This window comes from Gammaproteobacteria bacterium (genome assembly GCA_035279405.1).
In the GTDB taxonomy this organism is placed as follows: domain Bacteria; phylum Pseudomonadota; class Gammaproteobacteria; order Natronospirales; family REEB76; genus REEB76.
In genome coordinates this window covers 1-19,143 of record DATEHU010000049.1, presented here as the reverse complement: position 1 = coordinate 19,143, position 19,143 = coordinate 1, and the positions used below count along the sequence as shown (strand labels likewise).

Below are 19,143 nucleotides of genomic sequence, written 5' to 3'. Positions count from 1 at the left end.
CTGTCCCATACGATGCAACCGAAATCCCAGTCACTCAAAGCGTTGCTCAGCGGCGACGCCGGATTAAGACAACTGACGGCGACCGCCCGTGAGCTGCAGCAACTGCACTCTACGGTGTGCCGTTTGCTGCCCGATTCCCTGCGCAGTCACTGTCTGGGCATTGAGCAGCAGGCCGATACGCTGGTCATCTACATGGACAACGCGGCCAACGCCACACTGATCCGTTACCAGCAACGCCAACTTCTGTCCCAACTCGCAAGCCGGCGGCTGTCCTGCCAACACCTCAAGGTGCGCATCCTGCCACCCGCGGTTGCACCGCCGACTCCCACACACGTGTCCCGTTCCTTGCCCGAATCCGTCCGCGCCATGCTGCAGAGCACGGCCGCGGGGCTGGAGGATGGCCCCCTCAGTCGTTCGCTCCACAACCTGGCGCGCCGTCGCAGTTCGCGGCCGTAGTCTCCGCCCAGCGCAACTACCGCATACGCCTAAAGCGCGTGCACCGGAGTCATGTAGGAAATCGGTGCCGCGGCTGCGTCATCAAAAGTGACTTCTTCCCAAGCCGTCTTCTGCGCGAGCAGTGCGCGCAGCAAAGTATTGTTGAGACCGTGACCGGACTTGTAAGCACTGAATGCTCCGATCAGGCTGTGGCCGAGCAGATACAAATCCCCAATGGAATCCAGAATCTTGTGTTTGACAAACTCGTCCTCGTAACGCAAGCCGTCCTCATTGAGGATACGGTAGTCATCGAGCGCAATGGCGTTGTCCAGCGACGCGCCCAGCGTCAGGTGCTTCTGGCGCAGCATTTCAATATCGCGCATGAATCCGAAGGTGCGCGCGCGGCTTACCTCCTTGACGAAGGAGGTGGTGGAGAAATCCACACTCGCGCTCTGCGTGTGCTTTTTGAAAATCGGGTGATCGAAGTCGATCTGGAAGCTGACTTTGAATCCATCGAAGCGTTCAAAGCGCGCCCATTTGTCGCCGTCGCGCACTTCCACGGTGTCGCGGATGCGGATGAAGCGCTTGTGGGCGTTCTGCTCTTCGATGCCGGCGGACTGCAGCAGGAACACGAACGGACCGGCGCTGCCATCCATGATCGGCACTTCCGGGGCGCTCAGGTCCACATACGCGTTGTCTATGCCCAAGCCGGCGAAGGCGGACAACAGGTGTTCAACGGTGGAAACGCGCACCTCGCCGTCCACCAGCGTGGTGCCCAACATGGTGTCGCCGACGTGTTCGGCGTTAGCGCGGATCTCGACGGGTTGTTCCAGATCCACGCGACGAAACAGCACTCCGGTATTGGGTGCCGCCGGGCGCAGGGTCATGTAAACCTTTTCGCCGGTGTGCAGTCCCACGCCGGTGGCGCGGATCGAATTCTTGAGCGTGCGCTGTTTCAACATGCGGTCGTGCAATCTGCCCTGTCAGGAATCGCGTGCCTGTCGGGCCCCGGTTGACGGGCGCCTTCGTGTAGCTTGTGCCAAGTTTGGCAGTTTGCCACGGGCTACCCTCCACGCGCGCCTGATGGTGAACGAGCGTGTACGGTATCACAGCGCCGCCTCCAGCCTCAAGGATTTCATAACCTTACATCCGGTTTTTTCAGTCCGCCTGTCGCCTCAGAAAGGCGGGGATGTCGAGGTAGTCCTGACTTTGAGGGTCATGATCATTCCGGTCCCGCTGCCGCGCATAAGCGGGGCGCTCGAGTTTTTTCCAGTCCGGGCGTTCATCGGTGCCCGTACGTGCCAAGGGCACGAGCTCGGGTGCGGGCACCGCCACGGGCACGGGCTTCACCGCGGTAACGGTCTGCGCCTGCGGCCGCGTCAGGCCGGTAGCCACCACGGTCACGCGGATTTCGTCGTTCATGGATGGATCGAGCACGGTACCGACCTTGATGGACGCATCCTCGACCGCGTAACCGTGGGCGATGTCCATGACTTCCTCGTATTCGCCCATGGTCAGGTCCATGCCCGCGGTGATGTTCACCAAAATGCCGCGTGCGCCCTGCAGGTTGATGTTTTCCAGCAATGGACTGGTGACCGCGGCCTCGGTGGCGCGACGTGCACGGCCCTCGCCGCTCGCGTGACCGGTACCCATCATCGCGGTGCCCATCTCGGCCATCACCGTGCGCACGTCGGCAAAGTCCAGGTTCATGAGTCCCGGCCGCGTGATGATGTCGGCGATACCGCGCACTGCGCCATGCAGCACTTCGTTGGCCGCCTGGAAGGCCTGCAGCACGGGCAAATCGCGTCCCAGCACGGCTGAAAGTTTTTCGTTAGGAATCACGATCAACGAGTCCACGTATTGCGCGAGCTCGGTCAAGCCCTGTTCCGCCACTTTCATGCGCTTGCTGCCTTCATGCGGAAACGGCTTGGTGACTACGGCCACCACCAGCACGTCCAGTTCTTTGGCCACTTGCGCTACCACCGGCGCGGCCCCGGTACCGGTGCCCCCGCCCATGCCCGCAGTGATGAACACCATGTCGCTGCCGCGCAGCACCTCTTCCAGGCGGTCGCGATCCTCGAGCGCGGCTTGTTTGCCGGTTTCCGGATTGGAGCCGGCCCCCAGTCCGCGGGTGAGATTGCTGCCGATCTGCAACGTGGTGCGGGCGTTGATTTTCTTCAGTACCTGCGCGTCGGTATTGATGGCGACGAAATCCACGCCCTCGATGCCGCTCGCCAGCATATGCTGCACGGCGTTGCCGCCGCCGCCGCCCACGCCCACCACCTTGATGACCGCGCTCTGATTCACGTCCTCTTCAATTGTCCAGTTCATGTCCCGGTCTCCTCTGCTGGTTGCTGAATTCAGTCAAAACGAACCCTGAAACCACTGCTTCATGCGTTGCCATACATCTTTGACATTCACGTTGCCCGCCAGGCGCCGCGAACTGCCGTCGCGCGGCAGGCTTTGCGCGCCGAACAACAACAAGCCCACGCCGGTGGCGTGAATCGGATTGCGCACCACGTCCGCCAGTCCGGTGACGTACTGCGGCACGCCCAGGCGCACCGGCGAGTGGAATACTTCTTCGGCGAGTTCCACCGCGCCTTCCATCTTGGCGCTGCCGCCGGTAAGCACCACGCCCGCGGGCACCGCGTCCTCGAACCCGCTGCGCCGCAACTCCGCGTGCACCAGGCTGAAGAGTTCCTCGTAACGCGGCTCGACCACTTCGGCGAGCGTCTGGCGCGCAAGGCGCCGCGCAGGCCGCTCGCCGACACTCGGCACTTCGATGGTCTCGTCGGCACTCGCGAGTTGCGGCAGTGCGCAGGCGTATTTGATCTTGATGTCCTCGGCATGATGCGTGGGCGTGCGCAAGGCCACCGCAATGTCGTTCGTGACCTGGTCGCCGGCGATCGGGATCACCGCGGTGTGGCGGATGGCACCTTCGGTAAACACCGCGATGTCGGTGGTACCGCCGCCGATATCCACCAGGCATACGCCCAGGTCCTTCTCATCCTCGTTGAGCACTGCATAACTGGAGGCCAGTTGCTCGAGGATGATGTCGTCCACCTTCAGGCCGCAGCGCTCCACGCAGCGCACGATGTTTTGCGCGGCGCTGAGCGCGCCGGTGACGATGTGCACGTGCACTTCAAGGCGCACCCCGGACATGCCCACGGGCTCACGGATGCCGTCCTGGCCGTCAATCACGAAGTCCTGCGGCAGGACATGCAGGATTTTCTGGTCCGCCGGCACGCTCACGGCGCGCGCCGCGTCAATCACGCGCTCCACGTCGCCCGCGGTCACTTCCTTGTCGCGGATGGCTACGACCCCGTGCGAGTTCAGGCTGCGCACGTGGCCGCCGGCGATGCCGGTGTACACCGAGTGGATCTGGCAACCGGCCATCAATTCGGCCTCGGCCACGGCACGCTGAATGGACTGCACCGTGGACTCGATGTTGACCACCACTCCGCGCTTCAGGCCGCGCGAGGGGTGCGACCCGATGCCGACGATTTCGATGCTGCCATCGGCGAGGATTTCTCCGACGATGGCTACGACTTTGGAGGTGCCGACGTCGAGTCCAACAATCAGTTGCTTGTCGGTCTTTCTAACCATTAGGACGAACCTCGTTGGTAGTTGCGCAGGTTCCTGGCGAGCCACCCATGGAGCCCGGACCGACCGCCGCGCAAGGCGCGCTGCAGCTCTGCGAACCATCCATGGTGATCAGCCCAGTGCTGCCATCCTTGGCAGCCCGCTCGAAGCTTTGCTTCTCGCCCCTGCCGCGACGGTTGCCGTCGGCGCCGACCGCTGTTGGCTGAGTAGACGCCACGCAAGGAGCATTGCAGGCCTGAGAACCATCCCTGGTGCGCTGTCCAGCCGCGCCATCCATGGCGCGGCGTTTGCCGTCGGCGCCGACCTGCCACCGGCAGGTCGGCATGTAACCGACGGCAAACCCATTGGTGTAGCGCATGTCCACATAGGCCACGCCAGGCAATTGCGCCGCTAACGTCGGCAAAGCCACGCTCACAAAACGTTCGAGCCGCAGCTCGGCGTTTTCGCGACCGAGGCGCACCTCCAGGCCATTTCCCAACTGCAGGCTGGCATCGCCGCGCGCATCCACCGTGAGCTGCCGCAGCACGAGTGCATGTGGCGCGAGCAACGCGGCGAAGGTGTGATACTCGGCCAGCAGATCCGCTTCGCTGCCGTCCGGGCCATTCAGCACCGGCAACCGGGCCCAGGCGCTGTCATCGGAATGCACGAACACGCGGCCGCCGGTATCCATCAGTCCGTTGCCATTCCAGCGCACCACCGGCTGCTCTTCGGTGACCTCGACGTACAGCGTGTGCGGCCAACTGCGGCGCACCGCAGCGCTCGCCACCCACGGCAGCGCCGCAACCGCGCTGCGCACCGCATCCACGTGCGTGGTGAAGAATCCGCTGCCTAACGCCGAGCGCACTGCGTCCTGCACGGCCTGCGGCGGTACATGCTCGAGCCTGCCGGTAATCACCAATTGCGTGAGCGCGGGCCCGGCCAGCAGCGGCCGCGTGTAATGCACGGCCGAGGCGATTCCCGCAGCCAGCAGCAAACCCAGCAGGCTGGCGCCGATCACCTGCCCCCGCGTGACGTGCAGGCCGATGCGGGAAATGCGCGTATTCATGAGTGCGCCTCCTGGTCGGGGACGACAGGCGCGTGCGCGGCAGCCAGATGCTGCGGCAACTCGGCCGCCATCACGCCGATGTCGCCGGCACCCAGCGTGAGCAGCAGATCACCGTCGCGCAGCACGCCCGCGAGTGCCTGCGGCAAATCCTGGGTGTGCAACACGAATACCGGATCCACGCGCCCACGGTTACGGATGGAGCGCGCCAGCGCACGCGCATCCGCGCCGGCAATCGGCGCTTCGCCCGCGGCGTACACCTCGAGCAACACCAGGGCATCCACCTGCGACAGCACTTCGGCGAAGTCCTCGAATAGGTCGCGCGTGCGGCTGTAGCGGTGCGGCTGGAAGGCCACCACCAACCGCCGTCCCGGCCAGCCTTCGCGCGCCGCCTGAATCGTGACCGCGAGTTCGCGCGGATGGTGGCCGTAGTCGTCCACCAGCAACACCCGGCCGGCGGCGGTGTTGATCTCGCCGTGAATCTGGAAGCGCCGGCCCACGCCCTGAAAACCGGCGAACGCTTTGAGCACGGCGTCGTCGTTCACGCCCAGATCCTGCGCCACCACCATGGCGGCCAGGGCATTCAACACGTTGTGGCGACCGGCCAGATTCAGCGTGACCTCCAGCGGCGCGCGCTGGCCGGGCCGCCATGCCTTGAAATGCGTCTTGCGGCCGTCGCGGCGAATGTCGCCGGCGCGGAAATCCGCGCTTGCGTCGGTGCCGTAGGTGAGCATTGGTCGCGCCACTTGCGACAGCACCTCGCGCACTTCGGCATCGTCCAGACACAGCACCGCGAGACCGTAAAACGGCAGGTGCTGCAGGAATTCCACAAAGGTGGTGCGCAGCCGGCTGAAATCGCCCTGATAGGTGCCGAGGTGGTCGGCGTCGATGTTCGTGACCACGGCAATCAGCGGCTGCAGGTGCAGGAACGAGGCGTCGCTTTCGTCGGCCTCGGCCACCAGATAACGTCCGGTGCCGAGATGCGCGTTGCTGCCGGCGCTGATCAGCCGGCCGCCGATCACGAACGTGGGATCCAGCCCGCCCTCGGACAGCACGCTCGCCACCAGGCTGGTGGTGGTGGTCTTGCCGTGGGTGCCGGCCACGGCGATGCCGAAGCGGAAGCGCATGAGCTCGGCGAGCATTTCCGCGCGCCGCACCACGGGTGTACGTCGCGCGTGCGCCGCAGCTACTTCCACGTTGTCCTCGTGGACCGCGCTCGAAATCACCACCACGTCCGCGTCGCCCAGATTCTCGGCGCGGTGGCCCGCGAGCACGCGCGCGCCCAGGCCGGTGAGACGCCGGGTGATGGCGTTGGTGCGCAGATCCGAGCCGCTCACCTGATAGCCGAGATTCAACAGCACTTCGGCGATACCGCCCATGCCGGCGCCGCCGATGCCGACCAGATGGATGCGGCGGATGCGGCGCATGAGTTCGCTCATGCCGCGCCTCCCGCCTGCAGGCAGGCTTCGGCCACCCTGAGCGCGGCCTGCGGTTTGGCGAGCGCGCGAGCGCGCTGCGCCATGGCCAGCAACATCTGGCGATCCTTCGCCATGCGTTGCAGCACGGCTTGCAGACTTTCAGCGGACAGCGCCGCTTGCAGCAACAGTTCGGCCGCAGCGGCACGCACCAGGAATTGCGCATTGCGGGTCTGGTGGTCATCCACCGCGGCCGCGAATGGCACCAGCACCGCGCCCAATCCGGCTGCGGTGAGTTCCGCGATCGTAAGTGCGCCGGCGCGGCACACGGCGACATCCGCCCAGCCATAGGCCGCGGCCATGTCCTCGATGAACGGAGCGACGCGCGCCTTTATGCCCTGCGCGCGGTACGCGGCAGCCACGGATTCCGCATCGCGCGCACCGGTCTGATGCCAGACCTCCGGACGCGGCAGCGCTGGCCACAGTGCAATCGCGTCCGGCACTGTCTGATTCAGGACGCGCGCGCCCTGGCTGCCGCCAATCACCAGCACACACAGGGCGCCGCTGCGGCCGGCAAAGCGCAGCTCCGGCGGAGGCAAGGCGGCAATCGCGCCGCGCACTGGATTGCCTATGAATTCGGCACCGCGTGCGGCGCTGAAGCTGCCGGGAAAACCTTCGAGCACGCGCCGCGCCATGTGACTCAGTACGCGGTTGGTAACGCCCGGCACGGAATTTTGTTCGTGCAACACCAGCGGACAGCCGCTCAGGCGCGCCGCCAAACCGCCCGGCCCGCTCGCGAATCCGCCCATGCCGAGCGCCACCGCCGGCCGCAGCCGCCGGAAAATCCGCCGCGCCTGCTGCACGGCACGTACCAGGCGCCACGGCGACATCAAAAGAGTTCTCCACCCCTTGCCACGCAGACCGCCAACGTCAATCCATTCCATGGGAATGCCGGCCGCGGGCACCACGCGCGCTTCCAGACCTTGGCGCGTGCCGATCCAGGCAACTTCGTGCCCACGCGCGCGCAGCACATCGGCTACCGCGAGAGCGGGGAAGACGTGTCCACCAGTGCCGCCGGCCATAATCACGATCTTCATGGACCTCTCGTTGTGCATGGACCCATCCATGGTGCGTTCACCAGCCGGTACATCCATGTACCGGCGCTCGGCCGGGGCGGAATGCCACCGGCATTCCGCTGAATACCCCGGACCCGCTCGCTCATCAGCACTACATGCATTTCTCGGTCTCCGTGTTCACGTGCCGGCCGCGCTGCGTTCCAGCCAGTTGCGACTGGAGCGTGTTTCCATGTTCACGCGCAGAATCAAACCGATGGCCGCACAGATCACGATCAGGCTGCTGCCGCCGTAACTCATGAGCGGCAGCGTCAGACCCTTGGTCGGGAGCGCGCCCATGTTCACGCCCATGTTGATGAACGCCTGCAGGCCGATCCACAGACCCAGGCCGAAGGCGAGTTGCGCACCGAACAGCTGGCCAGCACGTGCCGCCCGGCGTGCGATCACCACCGCGCGCCAGGTGAGCATGAAATACAGCGCAATCACCGCCATACAGCCCAGCAGCCCGAGTTCCTCGGCCAGCACCGCGAACAGGAAATCGGTATGCGCTTCCGGCAGGTAGAACAGCTTCTGCACGCTCTCGCCCAGGCCCACGCCGAAGAAGCCGCCGCGCCCGATGGCAATCAGCGAATTGGTGAGCTGGAAGCCGCTGTCGAATGGATGGCTCCAGGGATGCAGGAAGCCGGTGAGACGTTCCAGCCGGTACGGCGAGGCCACGGCCAGCACCACGAAACCCAGCACGCCGAGCGCGGCCAGGCCGGTGAAATCGCGCAGGCGCGCGCCGCCGAAGAACAGCATGGCCATGGCCGTGGCGATCAGCACCATGGCGGCGCCGAAATCCGGTTCCATCAAGAGCAACAGCGCCGCCAGGCCTACCACGAGCATGGGCTTGAGCGAGCCGCTGAAGCGCTCCGCGAGTTCCGCCTGCCGCCGCACCACGTAGCCGGCTATATATATGAGTATCAGCAGGCGCGCCGGCTCCGACACCTGCAGGCGGAAAGGCCCGAGGTCTATCCAGCGAATGCTGCCGTTGACATAGCGGCCGATGCCCGGGATCAGCACCACCGCGAGCATCGCCAGCGCCAGCATCAGCAGCGGAAAAGTGCCGCGCAACCACCAGCTGAGCGGCACGTGGTAAACCACGCCCGCCACGATCAGGCCCGCAAGCGCATAGACAAACTGGCGCTCGAAAAAATAAAAGGGATTGCCGGTGGTCTTGTCAGCCAGCGTAATCGAAGCCGAGGCCACCATCACCAGCCCCAGGCCGAGAATCAGCGCTGCCGTCATCCACAGCGCGCGGTCGGGCGCGAGCGTACGGCGGCCGGCGATGGCACGGACCTCAGCCATCGCCCAGCCTCCCCACCGCGTCGGCAAACACGCGGCCGCGGTGCTCGAAATTGTCGAACATGTCGAGACTTGAACAGGCCGGCGACAGCAGCACCCAGTCTCCCGCCTGCGCGTGCGCTGCGGCTTGCGCCACGGCGACCTGCATGTCCTTGACGCGTACGCTGGGCACGCGCCCGGCGAGTGCTTGTTCAATGACCGCCGCATCCTTGCCGAGCAGCACCACGACGCGTGCCTTTCCGACCAGCGCCTGCGCCAGCGGCGCGAAGTCCTGGTGCTTGCCGTCGCCGCCGGCGATCAACACCAGCGGCTGACCGACGCCGGCGACTGCGGCCAGCGTCGCGCCCACGTTGGTGCCCTTGGAATCGTCGTAATACTCGACGCCGCGTCGCGTGCCCAAGTACTGCATGCGGTGCGGGAGGCCGGGGAACTCCCGGAGCGCCGCGAGCATCGCAGGCCACGGCAGACCGGCGGCTTCGCCGAGCGCCAGGGCCGCAAGCGCGTTGGCGACATTGTGTGTGCCGCGGATACGCAGCTCGGAAACGGCCAACAGCCTTTCAGCGCCGCGTGCCAACCAGTCCTTAGCGCCGGACTTGAGCACTCCATAGTTCGCATCCCGGGGGGCGTCCAGACCGAAGCTGATTTGTTTTTGCTGCGCCTGCACCATGCGGCGCACTTGCGTATCCTCGCGGTTGATGACCGCGGTTACACAGTGCCGGAAGATGCGCGCCTTGGCGGCGGCATAGTCCGCAACGCGCGCGTAGCGGTCCATGTGATCCGGCGAGATGTTGAGCACCGTGGCCACCGCGCAGTGCAATGAATCGGTGACTTCGAGCTGAAAACTCGAAAGCTCCAGCACGTAAAGCGCGGGTTCAGTAGCGCGGATTAAATCCAGTGCAGGCGTACCCAGATTGCCGCCGACGCGCACGTCGACCCCGGCGCGCTCTGCCATCCGACCCACGAGCGTGGTTACCGTGCTCTTGCCGTTGGAGCCGGTGATGCCCACCACCGGGGCGCGCACCGTGCGCGCAAACAACTCGATGTCCCCGAACACCGGCAGGCCGCGTGCACGCGCGGTCTCAAGAAACGGCGCGTTGGCCGCCACGCCCGGCGACACCAGCACCTGCTCGGCGCCCGCCAGGGCCTGCTCGGAAAATCCGCCCACGAACACCGCCGCCTGCGGCACCAGTTCGCGCAGTTGCGACAGCGCCGGCGGCCGTGCCCGGCTGTCGGTCACCGCCACTTCGGCGCCGCGCGCCGCCAGAAAGCGCACGCAGGACAGGCCGGTACGGCCGAGCCCCACGACCAGAGTCTTGTTGTGTGCGGGCGGGATGTGCATGCGCGGCTCCCTAACGCACCTTGAGGGTGGACAGACCGATGAGCACCAGGATCACGGTCAGCACCCAGAAGCGCACGATCACACGCGGCTCCGGCCAGCCTTTGAGCTCGAAGTGATGATGCAGCGGCGCCATGCGGAAGATGCGTTTGCCGGTGAGCTTGAAGGACCCGACCTGGAGAATCACCGAGGCGGTCTCCATGACAAATACGCCGCCCATGATGAACAGCACGATCTCCTGACGCACGATCACGCCCAGCGTACCGAGCGCCGCGCCCAGGGACAGCGCGCCCACGTCGCCCATGAACACCTGCGCCGGATAGGCGTTGAACCACAGGAATCCAAGGCCCGCGCCCACGAGCGCGCCGCAGTACACCACCACTTCGCCGGCACCCGGCAGGTAGGGGATCGTGAGGTAATGCGCAAACACGAAATTGCCGGCCGCGTAGCCGAAGATTCCCAGGGCGCCGGCCACCATCACGGCCGGCATGATGGCCAGACCGTCCAACCCGTCGGTGAGATTCACCGCATTGCTCATGCCGACCACCACGAACCAGGTGATGAGGATGAAAAATCCGCCGAGGCTCACCGACACGTGCTTGAGCAGCGGCACGATGTAGGCGATCTCGGCCACATTGTGGTGACCGGCATACAAGGCCACGGCGGCGGCCAGACCCAACAACGACTGCAACAGGAATTTGAGCGCCGGCTTCAGGCCGCGCGTGTCGCGCAGCACAAGTTTCTTGTAATCGTCGGCGAATCCAATCAGGCCGAAACCCACGCTCACGCCGATCAGGATCCACACGTAACGATTGTGCAAATCCGACCACAGCAGCGTAGTGATGATGATGGTCACCAGAATCAGCGTGCCGCCCATGGTGGGCGTACCGGCTTTGGTGAGATGCGATTGCGGCCCGTCGTCACGCACCTGCTGGCCGATCTGGCGTTGGCTCAGGCTGCGGATCATGGCCGGGCCGGTGACAAACGACAGCACCAGTGCAGTGAGCACGCCGAGGATGGCGCGAAAGGTGAGATAGGAAAAGACATTGAACGCCGAGTGATAGCGGGTCAGGTATTCGGTGAGCATCAGCAGCATGGATGTCAGCCTCCGCCTGCGGCGCCCGCCAGCGCCGGTGATGCACGCAGTGCTTCGACCACGCGCTCCATGCGCATGCTGCGTGAACCCTTGATGAGTATGGTGATGCCAGAGCGCAGATTGCCGCGCAGCGCCGCAATGAGCGCCTCGCAGTCGCCAAAGTGTTCGGCGCCTGCACCGAATGACGCGCTGGCATGCCGGCTCAGGCTGCCGCAGGTCCACAGGCGCAGTACGCCAAGGCGCCGCGCCAGCGCGCCGCACTCGGCATGCAGCGTGGCCGCGCCGGCACCGAGCTCGCCCATGTCGCCCAACGCCAGCCACACCGGATCACCGAGACTCACGGCGAACTCCACCGCGGCCTTGAGTGATACGGGATTGGCGTTGTAGCTGTCGTCAATCAGGCGGCAGCCGTGCAAACCCCACAACACGATCAGGCGGCCGTGGGTTTGCGGCACCCGCGCCAATCCACTGCTGATCTCCGCGAGGCTCGCGCCGGCCGCATGTGCCGCGGCCGCTGCGGCCAATGCATTCATGACGTTGTGGCGCCCCGGCAAGGACAGGTGCACCGGGACCGCGCCGTCCGGTGCCTGCAGCGTGAACTCCCACGCACCGTCAGCCAGCTGGCGCATGGAATCGGCTGCCGGATGAAAGTCGGCTGACGCGCTCAGGCCAAAACTGCGCTGCACGTGGCGGCCGGCCATTTCGCGCCACAACGGTGCGCATTCATCATCGGCATTGATTACCGCGGTGCCGCCGGCAGGCAAACCGGCGAACAAGGCGCCTTTCTCCAGCGCCACGCCGCGCATGCTGCCCAGCGCCTCAAGATGCGCGCTCCCGGCATTGGTGACCACCGCCACGCTGGCCGCGACCAGCGACGCCAGATACGCGATCTCGCCGGGATGATTGGTGCCCATCTCGATGACCGCGGCGCGATGCTGCGCGTTCAGCTCGAGCAGCGTGAGTGGCACGCCGATGTCGTTGTTCTGGTTGCCGCGCGTGGCCAGGGTCTCGCCGCGCTGGCGCAGGATGCTGGCAATCATCTCCTTGACCGTGGTCTTGCCGTTGGAGCCGGTGACGCCCACCACGGGAATCCCGAAACCACGCCGCCAATGTGCGGCATAGGCGCCGAGCGCGCGCCGGGTATCCGCCACCACGATCTGCGCCAGTGGCGCAGCCACCGGATGTCCGACCAAAGCGCCTGCAGCACCCAGTTGTCCGGCCTGCGCCACATAGTCGCGGCCATCGAAATGTTCGCCGCGCAAGGCCACAAACAGCTCGTCCGCGGCAAGCCTGCGGGTATCGGCGCTGACGCGCAGGAAATTGCGGTCCGCGCCCAGCAGCCGGCCGGCGGTGGCCGCGGCCACATCCGAAAGCCGCCGCACGTTCATGCCGGCACCCCGCGCAACAGTTGCTGTACCGTGTCGCGATCGCTGTAATTCAGATAGCGGTCGCCGACGATCTGATACTGCTCATGTCCCTTGCCGGCCAGCAGCACCACATCGCCGGCGCGCGCGGCCTGCAGTGCCTCGGCCAGCGCACGCGCGCGATCGCGCTGCACGCGCACATGCCGGCGCTGCGTGATGCCGCCCAGGATTTCCGCGACGATGGCGTCACCGTCCTCATGACGCGGATTGTCATCGGTGACGATCACGTGATCGGCCAGCTTTTCGGCGAGCGCGCCCATCTGCGGACGCTTGCCGCGATCGCGCTCGCCGCCGCAGCCGAACACGCACCAGAGCTCTCCCGTGCAATGCGCGCGCGCCGCGGTCAGGGCCTTTTCCAGCGCGTCGGGCGTGTGCGCGTAATCCACCACCACCAGCGGCTGACCCGCGCCGCCGAAACATTCCATGCGCCCCGGAACGGTGCGCGCCTGATGCAAGGCCGCAAGCGCCTGCGCGAACGGCACGTCCTGGGACAGCAACACGCCCAAAACCGCCAGCAGATTTTGCACGTTGAAACGTCCGAGCAGGCGCGCGTTCACTTGCCCGTTGTCGCCCGCGCCGCTGACGTCGAACTGCAAACCGCTGGCGCTCAGCAACAGTTGCGTGGCCTGCAGGGTCTGGCCGCGCGGTGCGCGACGATTCTCCAGGCTGTAGCCAATGAGCGTGATGTCGGACGACAATGTAGCGGCAAGTTCCCATCCGAAGGCATCGTCCAGGTTGATGACCGCGTGGCGCAATCCCGGCATCTCGAACAGGCGGCGCTTGGCGGCGCCGTAGGCCTGCATGTCGCCGTGGTAATCCAGATGATCGCGGGTCAGATTGGTGAACACGGCGGTGTTGAAGTGCACGCCGTTCAGCCGGCCCTGATCGAGCGCATGGCTGGAGGCTTCCAGGCTCACATGGCGCACGCGCGCAGCGCGGAAACGCGCCAACCAGACCTGCATGCTCACCGCATCCGGGGTGGTGTGGCTGCCGGTTTGCAGATCGCCGTATACGCCGTAGCCCAGCGTACCCAGCAGCCCGCAGGGTTTGCCGAGCTGCGTGAGGGTTTGCGCGCTGAGCAGGCTCACCGAGGTTTTGCCGTTGGTGCCGGTAACCGCGATCACACTTTGCGCAGCCGAAGGATCGGCATAAAAACGCGCGGCGATCTGGCCGGTCTGCTGGGCCAGCGCACGCACCGCAAACGCCGGCAGCCCGTTGAGACCCGGAAGATACTGCACCGCGCCTTCGGGGTCGTAGGCCACCGCGATCGCGCCCCGGCGGCGGGCATCGGCGAGGTGTTGCAGGCCGTGGTGATCGTGGCCGCGCACCGCGAGAAACAGGAAGCCCGGCCGGATTTCGCGGCTGTCCAGCGCCACGCCCTGCAGCGGCTGATCGCGCTCCGGCGCGACCGGCGCCACATCCTGCAATACCGTTGCGAGCGTCGGGCCGGCGCGCGGGCGCGGTTGCGCCATCATGAGCTGTGGTCCAGGTTCACCACGAACGCGGTGGTGAGGTTGCCCAAGTTGTCCGGCGCGATGTCGAGCAGGCGCAATGCGCCACTCATGACGCGCGCGAACACCGGCGCGGCCACGGTGCCGGCATAATATTCGCCGCGGCTGGGCTCGCGGATCACCACCACCGTCACCAGGCGCGGATCGCTGGCGGGCGCCATGCCGCAAAACACGGATATGTAATCGGTGTCGGAATAGCCGCCGTGCTGCGCGATGTGCGCGGTGCCGGTCTTGCCGGCCACGCGGTAACCGGCCACGTCCGCCAGCCGGCCGGTGCCTTCATTCGACACCACGGTTTCCAGCATGCGCCGCAGCGTCACCATGACCGGCGCGGGAATTACCTGCTGGCCGCGCGGCGGCGCGTCCACGCGCACGAAGCTCGACGGGATCCGCACGCCGTTGTCGGCGATGATGTCGTAGGCATCGGCAAGTTGCAGCGCGGTGACCGCCACGCCGTAGCCGTAGGAAATGGTCGCCTGGCGCGCCTGCGACCAGCTGCGATACGGCGGCAACGACCCCGGCACCTCGCCGGGAAAGCCGCTGCCGCTCAGCTGTCCGAATCCGAACGCGCTGAGCGTATTCCACAGCAACTGCGGCGGCAGCGTCAAGGCGATTTTGCTGGCGCCCACGTTGCTGGATTTTTCCAGCACCGTGGTGAGATCGATGGCGCCGTAATCGCTGTCGTCGCGAATGGTGTAACCGGAGACCTTGTAGAAACCCGGCGCGGTGTTGACCACGGTATTCGGGGTGTAACGCCCCGAGAGCAACGCGGCCAGGATGCTGAACGGCTTCATGCTGGAGCCGGGCTCGAACTGATCGGTGACCGCGCGGTTGCGGTACGACGCCGGGGCGTAGTCGGCACGATTGTTAGGATTGAAAGACGGCTGGTTCGCCATGGCCAGCACTTCGCCGGTTTTGGCATCCATGACGATGATGGATCCGGAACGCGCACCCTGTTGCTGTACCGCCTGCTTGAGCGCGCGATAGGCAAGGTACTGCACGCGCAGATCCAGGCTCGATACCAGGTCCTTGCCGGGCCGCGGTGCGCGCAGGCTTTCCACGTCCTGCACCCAGTGCCCGTAGCGGTCCACGATCACGCGCTCGGCGCCGGGCGTGCCCTGCAACCAGTCGTTGTAGGCGAGTTCCAGTCCCTCTTGGCCGACATCGTCCACGTTGGTGAAGCCCAGCACCTGGGAGGCCACCTCGCCCGCCGGGTAATAGCGGCGATATTCGCGCTGGCTGTAAACACCGGGAATATCCAGCGCCGTCACGCGCTTGGCCGCATACGGGTCCAGCCCGCGCTGCAGATACACGAATTCCTTGTCACGATTCTGGCGCAGCAACGTGCGCAGGTCCGCGCTCGGCATGCCCAGGGCATGCGCCAACTGCGGCACGCGCGTCTCGGCGCCCGCCAGTTCCTGTGGATCCATCCAGATGGAATCCACGGGCGTGGACACCGCCAGCGGCTGGCCATTGCGGTCGAGAATCATGCCGCGATGCGCGGGAATCTGCACCACGCGCAGGTGCCGTTCCTTGCCCTGGGCCTGCAGGAACTGCTCGTCGAACATCTGCAGGTACACGGCGCGGCCCAGCAAGGCCGTAGCCAGCAGCAAGAACACCGCAAGCACCAGCGCGCTGCGCCAGTTCCAGGACGCTCCGGGCTCGGCGCCGCGCGTCACGGGTGCACCACCACGATCCTGGGATGGGACGGCGATTGCATGTTGAGCTTTTGGGTGGCCATCTGTTCGACGCGTGCATGCGTGGACCAGGTGCTTTGCTCGAGCAGCAGCTGGCCCCACTCGACATTCTGCTGGTCGCGCTGCTGGCGCAACTGCTGCAGTTGCGTGAACAGCATGCGGTTCTCGTGGCGCGCATCAATTACCGCCAGCGCGCTCAGCATCACGGCCGCGAGCAGCAGCGCCAGAATAGCGCGCGTGAATCTCATGCCAGACGCTCCGCTATGCGCAGCACTGCACTGCGCGCGCGCGGGTTGCGCTCGATCTCCGCGGCCTGCGGACGCGTGGCTTTGGCCACCAGCTTCAGGCTCGGACGCGTGGCCGGCGACAGCCAGGGCGCCTTGGGATCGGGCGCTGCGGCGCGTGCGTGCCCGCGCATGAAGCGTTTCACCACGCGATCTTCGAGGGAATGAAAGCTGATCACCACCAGCCGTCCGCCCGGCGCCAGCACCCTGAGACACTGATCCAGGCATGCGGCGAGTTCCTCCAGCTCGCGGTTGATGTGGATGCGCAGTGCCTGAAATGTGCGCGTGGCCGGATGCTTGCGACGCTCGCGCGTCGGGACCGCAGCGCTCACAATGTCGGCGAGCTGTTGCGTGCGGGTAATCGGCGCACGCTCGCGTACGGCGACGATGGCACGTGCAATGCGCCGGGCAAAGCGCTCCTCCCCGTAGCGCTGGATCACCGCGACAATTTCCGCCGGCGTGGCGCGCTTGAGCCAATCCGCCGCGCTCTCGCAACTTTCCGGGTCCATGCGCATGTCGAGCGGCCCATCGCGCAGGAAGCTGAAGCCGCGCTGCGCATCATCCAGCTGCGCCGAAGAAATTCCCAGGTCCAGCAGTACGCCGTTCACCTGTCCACACACACTGAGTTGCTGCGCGATGCGCTCAAGCATGGAAAACGCACCTCGATGCACCGTAACTCGCCTGTCACCGTTCCATTCCATTTGTGCCGCCGCCACCGCTTGCGGGTCGCGGTCCACCGCGATCAACCGCCCCTCCGCACCCAGGTGCTTGAGGATTTCGCGGCTGTGACCACCGCGCCCGTAGGTGGCATCCACATACACGCCATCCGCGCGCACCGCCAGACACATCACCGCTTCTTCGAGCATCACCGGCTGGTGCGTGTGCCCGGCTGCGGTGTGGTTCACAGCGCCAGCCTGGCCAGCTCCTCCGGCAGGCCCGCGGCTGCAGCGTGATCCGCCGCAAGACTGTGCTCACGACGCGCGTCCCAGGCGGATTTGTCCCACAACTCGAATTTGTTCATGAGGCCAAGCAACACGACATCGCGTTCCAGCTTGGCGAATTCGCGCAGCTCGGCGGGCAACAGCACGCGCCCGTGGCTGTCCATGGAAATTTCGGTGGCGTGTCCGACCAGCAGGCGCTGCAGCTCGCGCACTTGCGGCTGCAGGCTGGGCAAGTGCACGAGTTTGGCTTCGATTTCTTCCCAGGTGGGTAACGGGTAAATCAGCAGGTAATAGCCGCGGTCAATCGTGACCACGAGTTTGCCGTCACACACCTGCGCGAGACGCTTACGGTAGCGTGCCGGCACGGCGAGCCGGCCCTTGGCATCCAACGTCAGGCTGTTTACCCCGCGAAACACATGCCCACCCCGGAGTCCTGGAAACCCATTTCATCCCACTTTTACCCACTTCGAACACTATAGGAAGCGATTGGCATGCAGTCAAGGGTGAACTGTAAAAAAAGTGCTTGTCGGACAGGGACTTAGGCGCGAATCGTGATGGAAATTGGCAAAAATAAGTGCCTATCAATCAGTAGCTTGGAAGGCCATCCTAGAGCCGGTATCAGATTGTGGCGAATTGTGGACTGAAAGATTACGCCGCCATTGCGGTGGCAAGCATCAAGTGAGGCGCGGGAGAGCCCCGGTTCACCCCGTTTTACTCTGGATGGGAGCCTAATGCTTCAGCAGATTGTTGAGCGCGGTGTAAGTCAAATCCGTGGCCAGAGCCTGGAATCCACCGCCGGCAAGGATGTCACGGGCCAGCCGCTCTGCAAATGCCAGACTGGCGCGATGCAGGCCCGACCCGATGCTCACTCGTGCCACGCCCAGCTTTTCGAGCTCGGCAACCGCAGGCGTCGCGGGCCCGGCGAGCACGTTCAGCGGCAACTTCAGGCTCCGTACCAGAGCCGCAATGGTGGTGGCATCCGCAACTCCAGGCGCAAACAGGCAATCGGCGCCGGCCTGGGCGTACGCTTGGAGTCGCCGCAGAGTTTCGCCGAGGCGACTGTCCGGTGCTCCTACCTGATGAAGGAAAACATCGGTGCGCGCATTGATCACCAGCGGGATTCCCGCCTCATCGGCAGCCGCGCGCGCGGCACGCAAACGTGCTTGCTGATCCGCGATGTCACGCAGCGGTTGCGAGGAACCTGGAGGCAGGCCGTCTTCAAGATTGACGCCCACGGCACCGGTCGCCAGCAGTTGGCGCATCACGGCCTGCAGAGCCGCCGGTGTTTCCGCATAACCCGCTTCAAGATCGGCGCTCACCGGGATTTGCACCGCCGCGGCCATGCGCTGTGTCGCCGCAAGCACCTGCGCAAGCGGCGCCGCCTGACCATCGGCAAAGCCCAGCGCATTCGCGACACCGGCACTGGTGGTGGCGACGGCACGCGCACCGGCACGCGCGAACAGCGCAGCGCTGGCCGCATCCCAGGCATTGGGCAACACCAGTATCGGCGGCGTCCGATGCAGGCTGCGCAATAACTCGGCCCTGCGCTTCTGCGTTGAATCGTTCTGCATGGTGTCCTCCGGCTTCGACGAGACGGCACCCTGACCCTCCCTGGTCAGCGGTGCTGCTGTGGCAATTGAAAAATAAGGAGCCGGCCTGTAAGCCGGGTTCTGTCGTGGACAGCCATTCATCTGGGACACGCGTCGCCGCGCGCCTCTAGCGGCCTACCCGGAAGCCGTGCGGACCGCACGCGCAGGTTGCCCCGCTGCTTCCCTATTTGGCCTTGCTCCGGATGGGGTTTTCCGTGCCGCGAACGGTTGCCCGTCGCGCGGTGCGCTCTTACCGCACCTTTTCACCCTTGCCTGTGCCTTGCGGCCATCGGCGGTGTGTTTTCTGTGGCACTGTCCGTGGGCTCGCGCCCCCCAGGCGTTACCTGGCATCC

Annotated in this window: 17 protein-coding genes and 1 other RNA gene; 1 reads left to right on the top strand and 17 read right to left on the bottom strand. The window is 65.6% G+C overall.

Annotation, left to right across the window (positions count from 1 at the left end; all coding sequences use genetic code 11):
- Positions 1 to 12: 12 nt before the first annotated feature.
- Positions 13 to 456, top strand: a complete 444-nt coding sequence (locus VJR90_10540) for a DciA family protein (protein HKV97908.1) — start codon at positions 13 to 15, stop codon at positions 454 to 456.
- Between the two features lie 29 nt (positions 457 to 485).
- On the opposite strand, the gene lpxC is transcribed toward VJR90_10540, so the two are convergent.
- The 17 genes from lpxC to rnpB form a co-directional block, all read right to left on the bottom strand.
- On the bottom strand, positions 486 to 1,397 hold the full coding sequence (gene lpxC / locus VJR90_10535; GenBank protein ID HKV97907.1) for a UDP-3-O-acyl-N-acetylglucosamine deacetylase: 912 nt from the start codon (positions 1,395 to 1,397) through the stop codon (positions 486 to 488).
- A 196-nt stretch (positions 1,398 to 1,593) separates the two neighbouring features.
- The gene (gene ftsZ, locus VJR90_10530) at positions 1,594 to 2,766 is read right to left on the bottom strand and encodes a cell division protein FtsZ (protein HKV97906.1); all 1,173 of its coding nucleotides are present in this window, start codon (positions 2,764 to 2,766) and stop codon (positions 1,594 to 1,596) included.
- A gap of 33 nt (positions 2,767 to 2,799) precedes the next feature.
- The gene (ftsA, locus tag VJR90_10525) at positions 2,800 to 4,041 is read right to left on the bottom strand and encodes a cell division protein FtsA (GenBank protein HKV97905.1); all 1,242 of its coding nucleotides are present in this window, start codon (positions 4,039 to 4,041) and stop codon (positions 2,800 to 2,802) included.
- Positions 4,034 to 5,083 carry a cell division protein FtsQ/DivIB gene (locus VJR90_10520; protein HKV97904.1) on the bottom strand — a complete coding sequence of 350 codons (1,050 nt, stop codon included), beginning with the start codon at positions 5,081 to 5,083 and terminating at the stop codon, positions 4,034 to 4,036. Before VJR90_10520 ends, ftsA begins: the two co-directional genes overlap by 8 nt.
- Entirely contained in the window at positions 5,080 to 6,519 is a 1,440-nt protein-coding gene (murC, locus tag VJR90_10515; GenBank protein HKV97903.1) for a UDP-N-acetylmuramate--L-alanine ligase, read from the bottom strand. The genes VJR90_10520 and murC overlap by 4 nt, the downstream gene beginning before the upstream one ends.
- Positions 6,516 to 7,610: an undecaprenyldiphospho-muramoylpentapeptide beta-N-acetylglucosaminyltransferase gene (murG, locus tag VJR90_10510; protein ID HKV97902.1), complete on the bottom strand. Its 1,095-nt coding sequence runs from the start codon at positions 7,608 to 7,610 to the stop codon at positions 6,516 to 6,518. The genes murC and murG overlap by 4 nt, the downstream gene beginning before the upstream one ends.
- A 138-nt stretch (positions 7,611 to 7,748) precedes the next feature.
- Complete coding sequence (gene ftsW, locus VJR90_10505; protein HKV97901.1) at positions 7,749 to 8,915, bottom strand: putative lipid II flippase FtsW; 1,167 nt, start codon at positions 8,913 to 8,915, stop codon at positions 7,749 to 7,751.
- On the bottom strand, positions 8,908 to 10,251 hold the full coding sequence (gene murD, locus VJR90_10500) for a UDP-N-acetylmuramoyl-L-alanine--D-glutamate ligase (protein ID HKV97900.1): 1,344 nt from the start codon (positions 10,249 to 10,251) through the stop codon (positions 8,908 to 8,910). The genes ftsW and murD overlap by 8 nt, the downstream gene beginning before the upstream one ends.
- 10 nt (positions 10,252 to 10,261) lie before the next feature.
- Positions 10,262 to 11,344: a phospho-N-acetylmuramoyl-pentapeptide-transferase gene (gene mraY / locus VJR90_10495; protein ID HKV97899.1), complete on the bottom strand. Its 1,083-nt coding sequence runs from the start codon at positions 11,342 to 11,344 to the stop codon at positions 10,262 to 10,264.
- Positions 11,345 to 11,349: 5 nt separating this feature from the next.
- Complete coding sequence (gene murF, locus VJR90_10490; GenBank protein HKV97898.1) at positions 11,350 to 12,732, bottom strand: UDP-N-acetylmuramoyl-tripeptide--D-alanyl-D-alanine ligase; 1,383 nt, start codon at positions 12,730 to 12,732, stop codon at positions 11,350 to 11,352.
- A complete protein-coding gene (locus VJR90_10485) occupies positions 12,729 to 14,243 on the bottom strand; it encodes a UDP-N-acetylmuramoyl-L-alanyl-D-glutamate--2,6-diaminopimelate ligase (GenBank protein HKV97897.1) in 1,515 nt (504 codons plus the stop codon). Before VJR90_10485 ends, murF begins: the two co-directional genes overlap by 4 nt.
- On the bottom strand, positions 14,240 to 15,958 hold the full coding sequence (locus tag VJR90_10480; GenBank protein HKV97896.1) for a penicillin-binding transpeptidase domain-containing protein: 1,719 nt from the start codon (positions 15,956 to 15,958) through the stop codon (positions 14,240 to 14,242). Before VJR90_10480 ends, VJR90_10485 begins: the two co-directional genes overlap by 4 nt.
- The gene (gene ftsL / locus VJR90_10475) at positions 15,955 to 16,224 is read right to left on the bottom strand and encodes a cell division protein FtsL (GenBank protein ID HKV97895.1); all 270 of its coding nucleotides are present in this window, start codon (positions 16,222 to 16,224) and stop codon (positions 15,955 to 15,957) included. Before ftsL ends, VJR90_10480 begins: the two co-directional genes overlap by 4 nt.
- Positions 16,221 to 17,165 (bottom strand): 16S rRNA (cytosine(1402)-N(4))-methyltransferase RsmH, encoded by a 945-nt coding sequence (gene rsmH, locus VJR90_10470; protein ID HKV97894.1) that lies wholly within the window; start codon positions 17,163 to 17,165, stop codon positions 16,221 to 16,223. Before rsmH ends, ftsL begins: the two co-directional genes overlap by 4 nt.
- Entirely contained in the window at positions 17,162 to 17,617 is a 456-nt protein-coding gene (gene mraZ, locus VJR90_10465) for a division/cell wall cluster transcriptional repressor MraZ (protein ID HKV97893.1), read from the bottom strand. Before mraZ ends, rsmH begins: the two co-directional genes overlap by 4 nt.
- Before the next feature lie 312 nt (positions 17,618 to 17,929).
- Complete coding sequence (locus VJR90_10460) at positions 17,930 to 18,772, bottom strand: isocitrate lyase/phosphoenolpyruvate mutase family protein (GenBank protein ID HKV97892.1); 843 nt, start codon at positions 18,770 to 18,772, stop codon at positions 17,930 to 17,932.
- A gap of 72 nt (positions 18,773 to 18,844) precedes the next feature.
- An RNA gene (rnpB, locus tag VJR90_10455) (RNase P RNA component class A) lies at positions 18,845 to 19,143 on the bottom strand; the annotation flags it as partial.

Bases quoted from the DNA above. Each gene is read 5' to 3' on its own strand.
- VJR90_10540 (HKV97908.1), top strand. From the start codon at position 13: ATGCAACCGAAATCCCAGTCACTCAAAGCGTTGCTCAGCGGCGACGCC.
- lpxC (HKV97907.1), bottom strand. From the start codon at position 1,397: ATGTTGAAACAGCGCACGCTCAAGAATTCGATCCGCGCCACCGGCGTG.
- ftsZ (HKV97906.1), bottom strand. From the start codon at position 2,766: ATGAACTGGACAATTGAAGAGGACGTGAATCAGAGCGCGGTCATCAAG.
- ftsA (HKV97905.1), bottom strand. From the start codon at position 4,041: ATGGTTAGAAAGACCGACAAGCAACTGATTGTTGGACTCGACGTCGGC.
- VJR90_10520 (HKV97904.1), bottom strand. From the start codon at position 5,083: ATGAATACGCGCATTTCCCGCATCGGCCTGCACGTCACGCGGGGGCAG.
- murC (HKV97903.1), bottom strand. From the start codon at position 6,519: ATGAGCGAACTCATGCGCCGCATCCGCCGCATCCATCTGGTCGGCATC.
- murG (HKV97902.1), bottom strand. From the start codon at position 7,610: ATGCACAACGAGAGGTCCATGAAGATCGTGATTATGGCCGGCGGCACT.
- ftsW (HKV97901.1), bottom strand. From the start codon at position 8,915: ATGGCTGAGGTCCGTGCCATCGCCGGCCGCCGTACGCTCGCGCCCGAC.
- murD (HKV97900.1), bottom strand. From the start codon at position 10,251: ATGCACATCCCGCCCGCACACAACAAGACTCTGGTCGTGGGGCTCGGC.
- mraY (HKV97899.1), bottom strand. From the start codon at position 11,344: ATGCTGCTGATGCTCACCGAATACCTGACCCGCTATCACTCGGCGTTC.
- murF (HKV97898.1), bottom strand. From the start codon at position 12,732: ATGAACGTGCGGCGGCTTTCGGATGTGGCCGCGGCCACCGCCGGCCGG.
- VJR90_10485 (HKV97897.1), bottom strand. From the start codon at position 14,243: ATGATGGCGCAACCGCGCCCGCGCGCCGGCCCGACGCTCGCAACGGTA.
- ftsL (HKV97895.1), bottom strand. From the start codon at position 16,224: ATGAGATTCACGCGCGCTATTCTGGCGCTGCTGCTCGCGGCCGTGATG.
- VJR90_10460 (HKV97892.1), bottom strand. From the start codon at position 18,772: ATGCAGAACGATTCAACGCAGAAGCGCAGGGCCGAGTTATTGCGCAGC.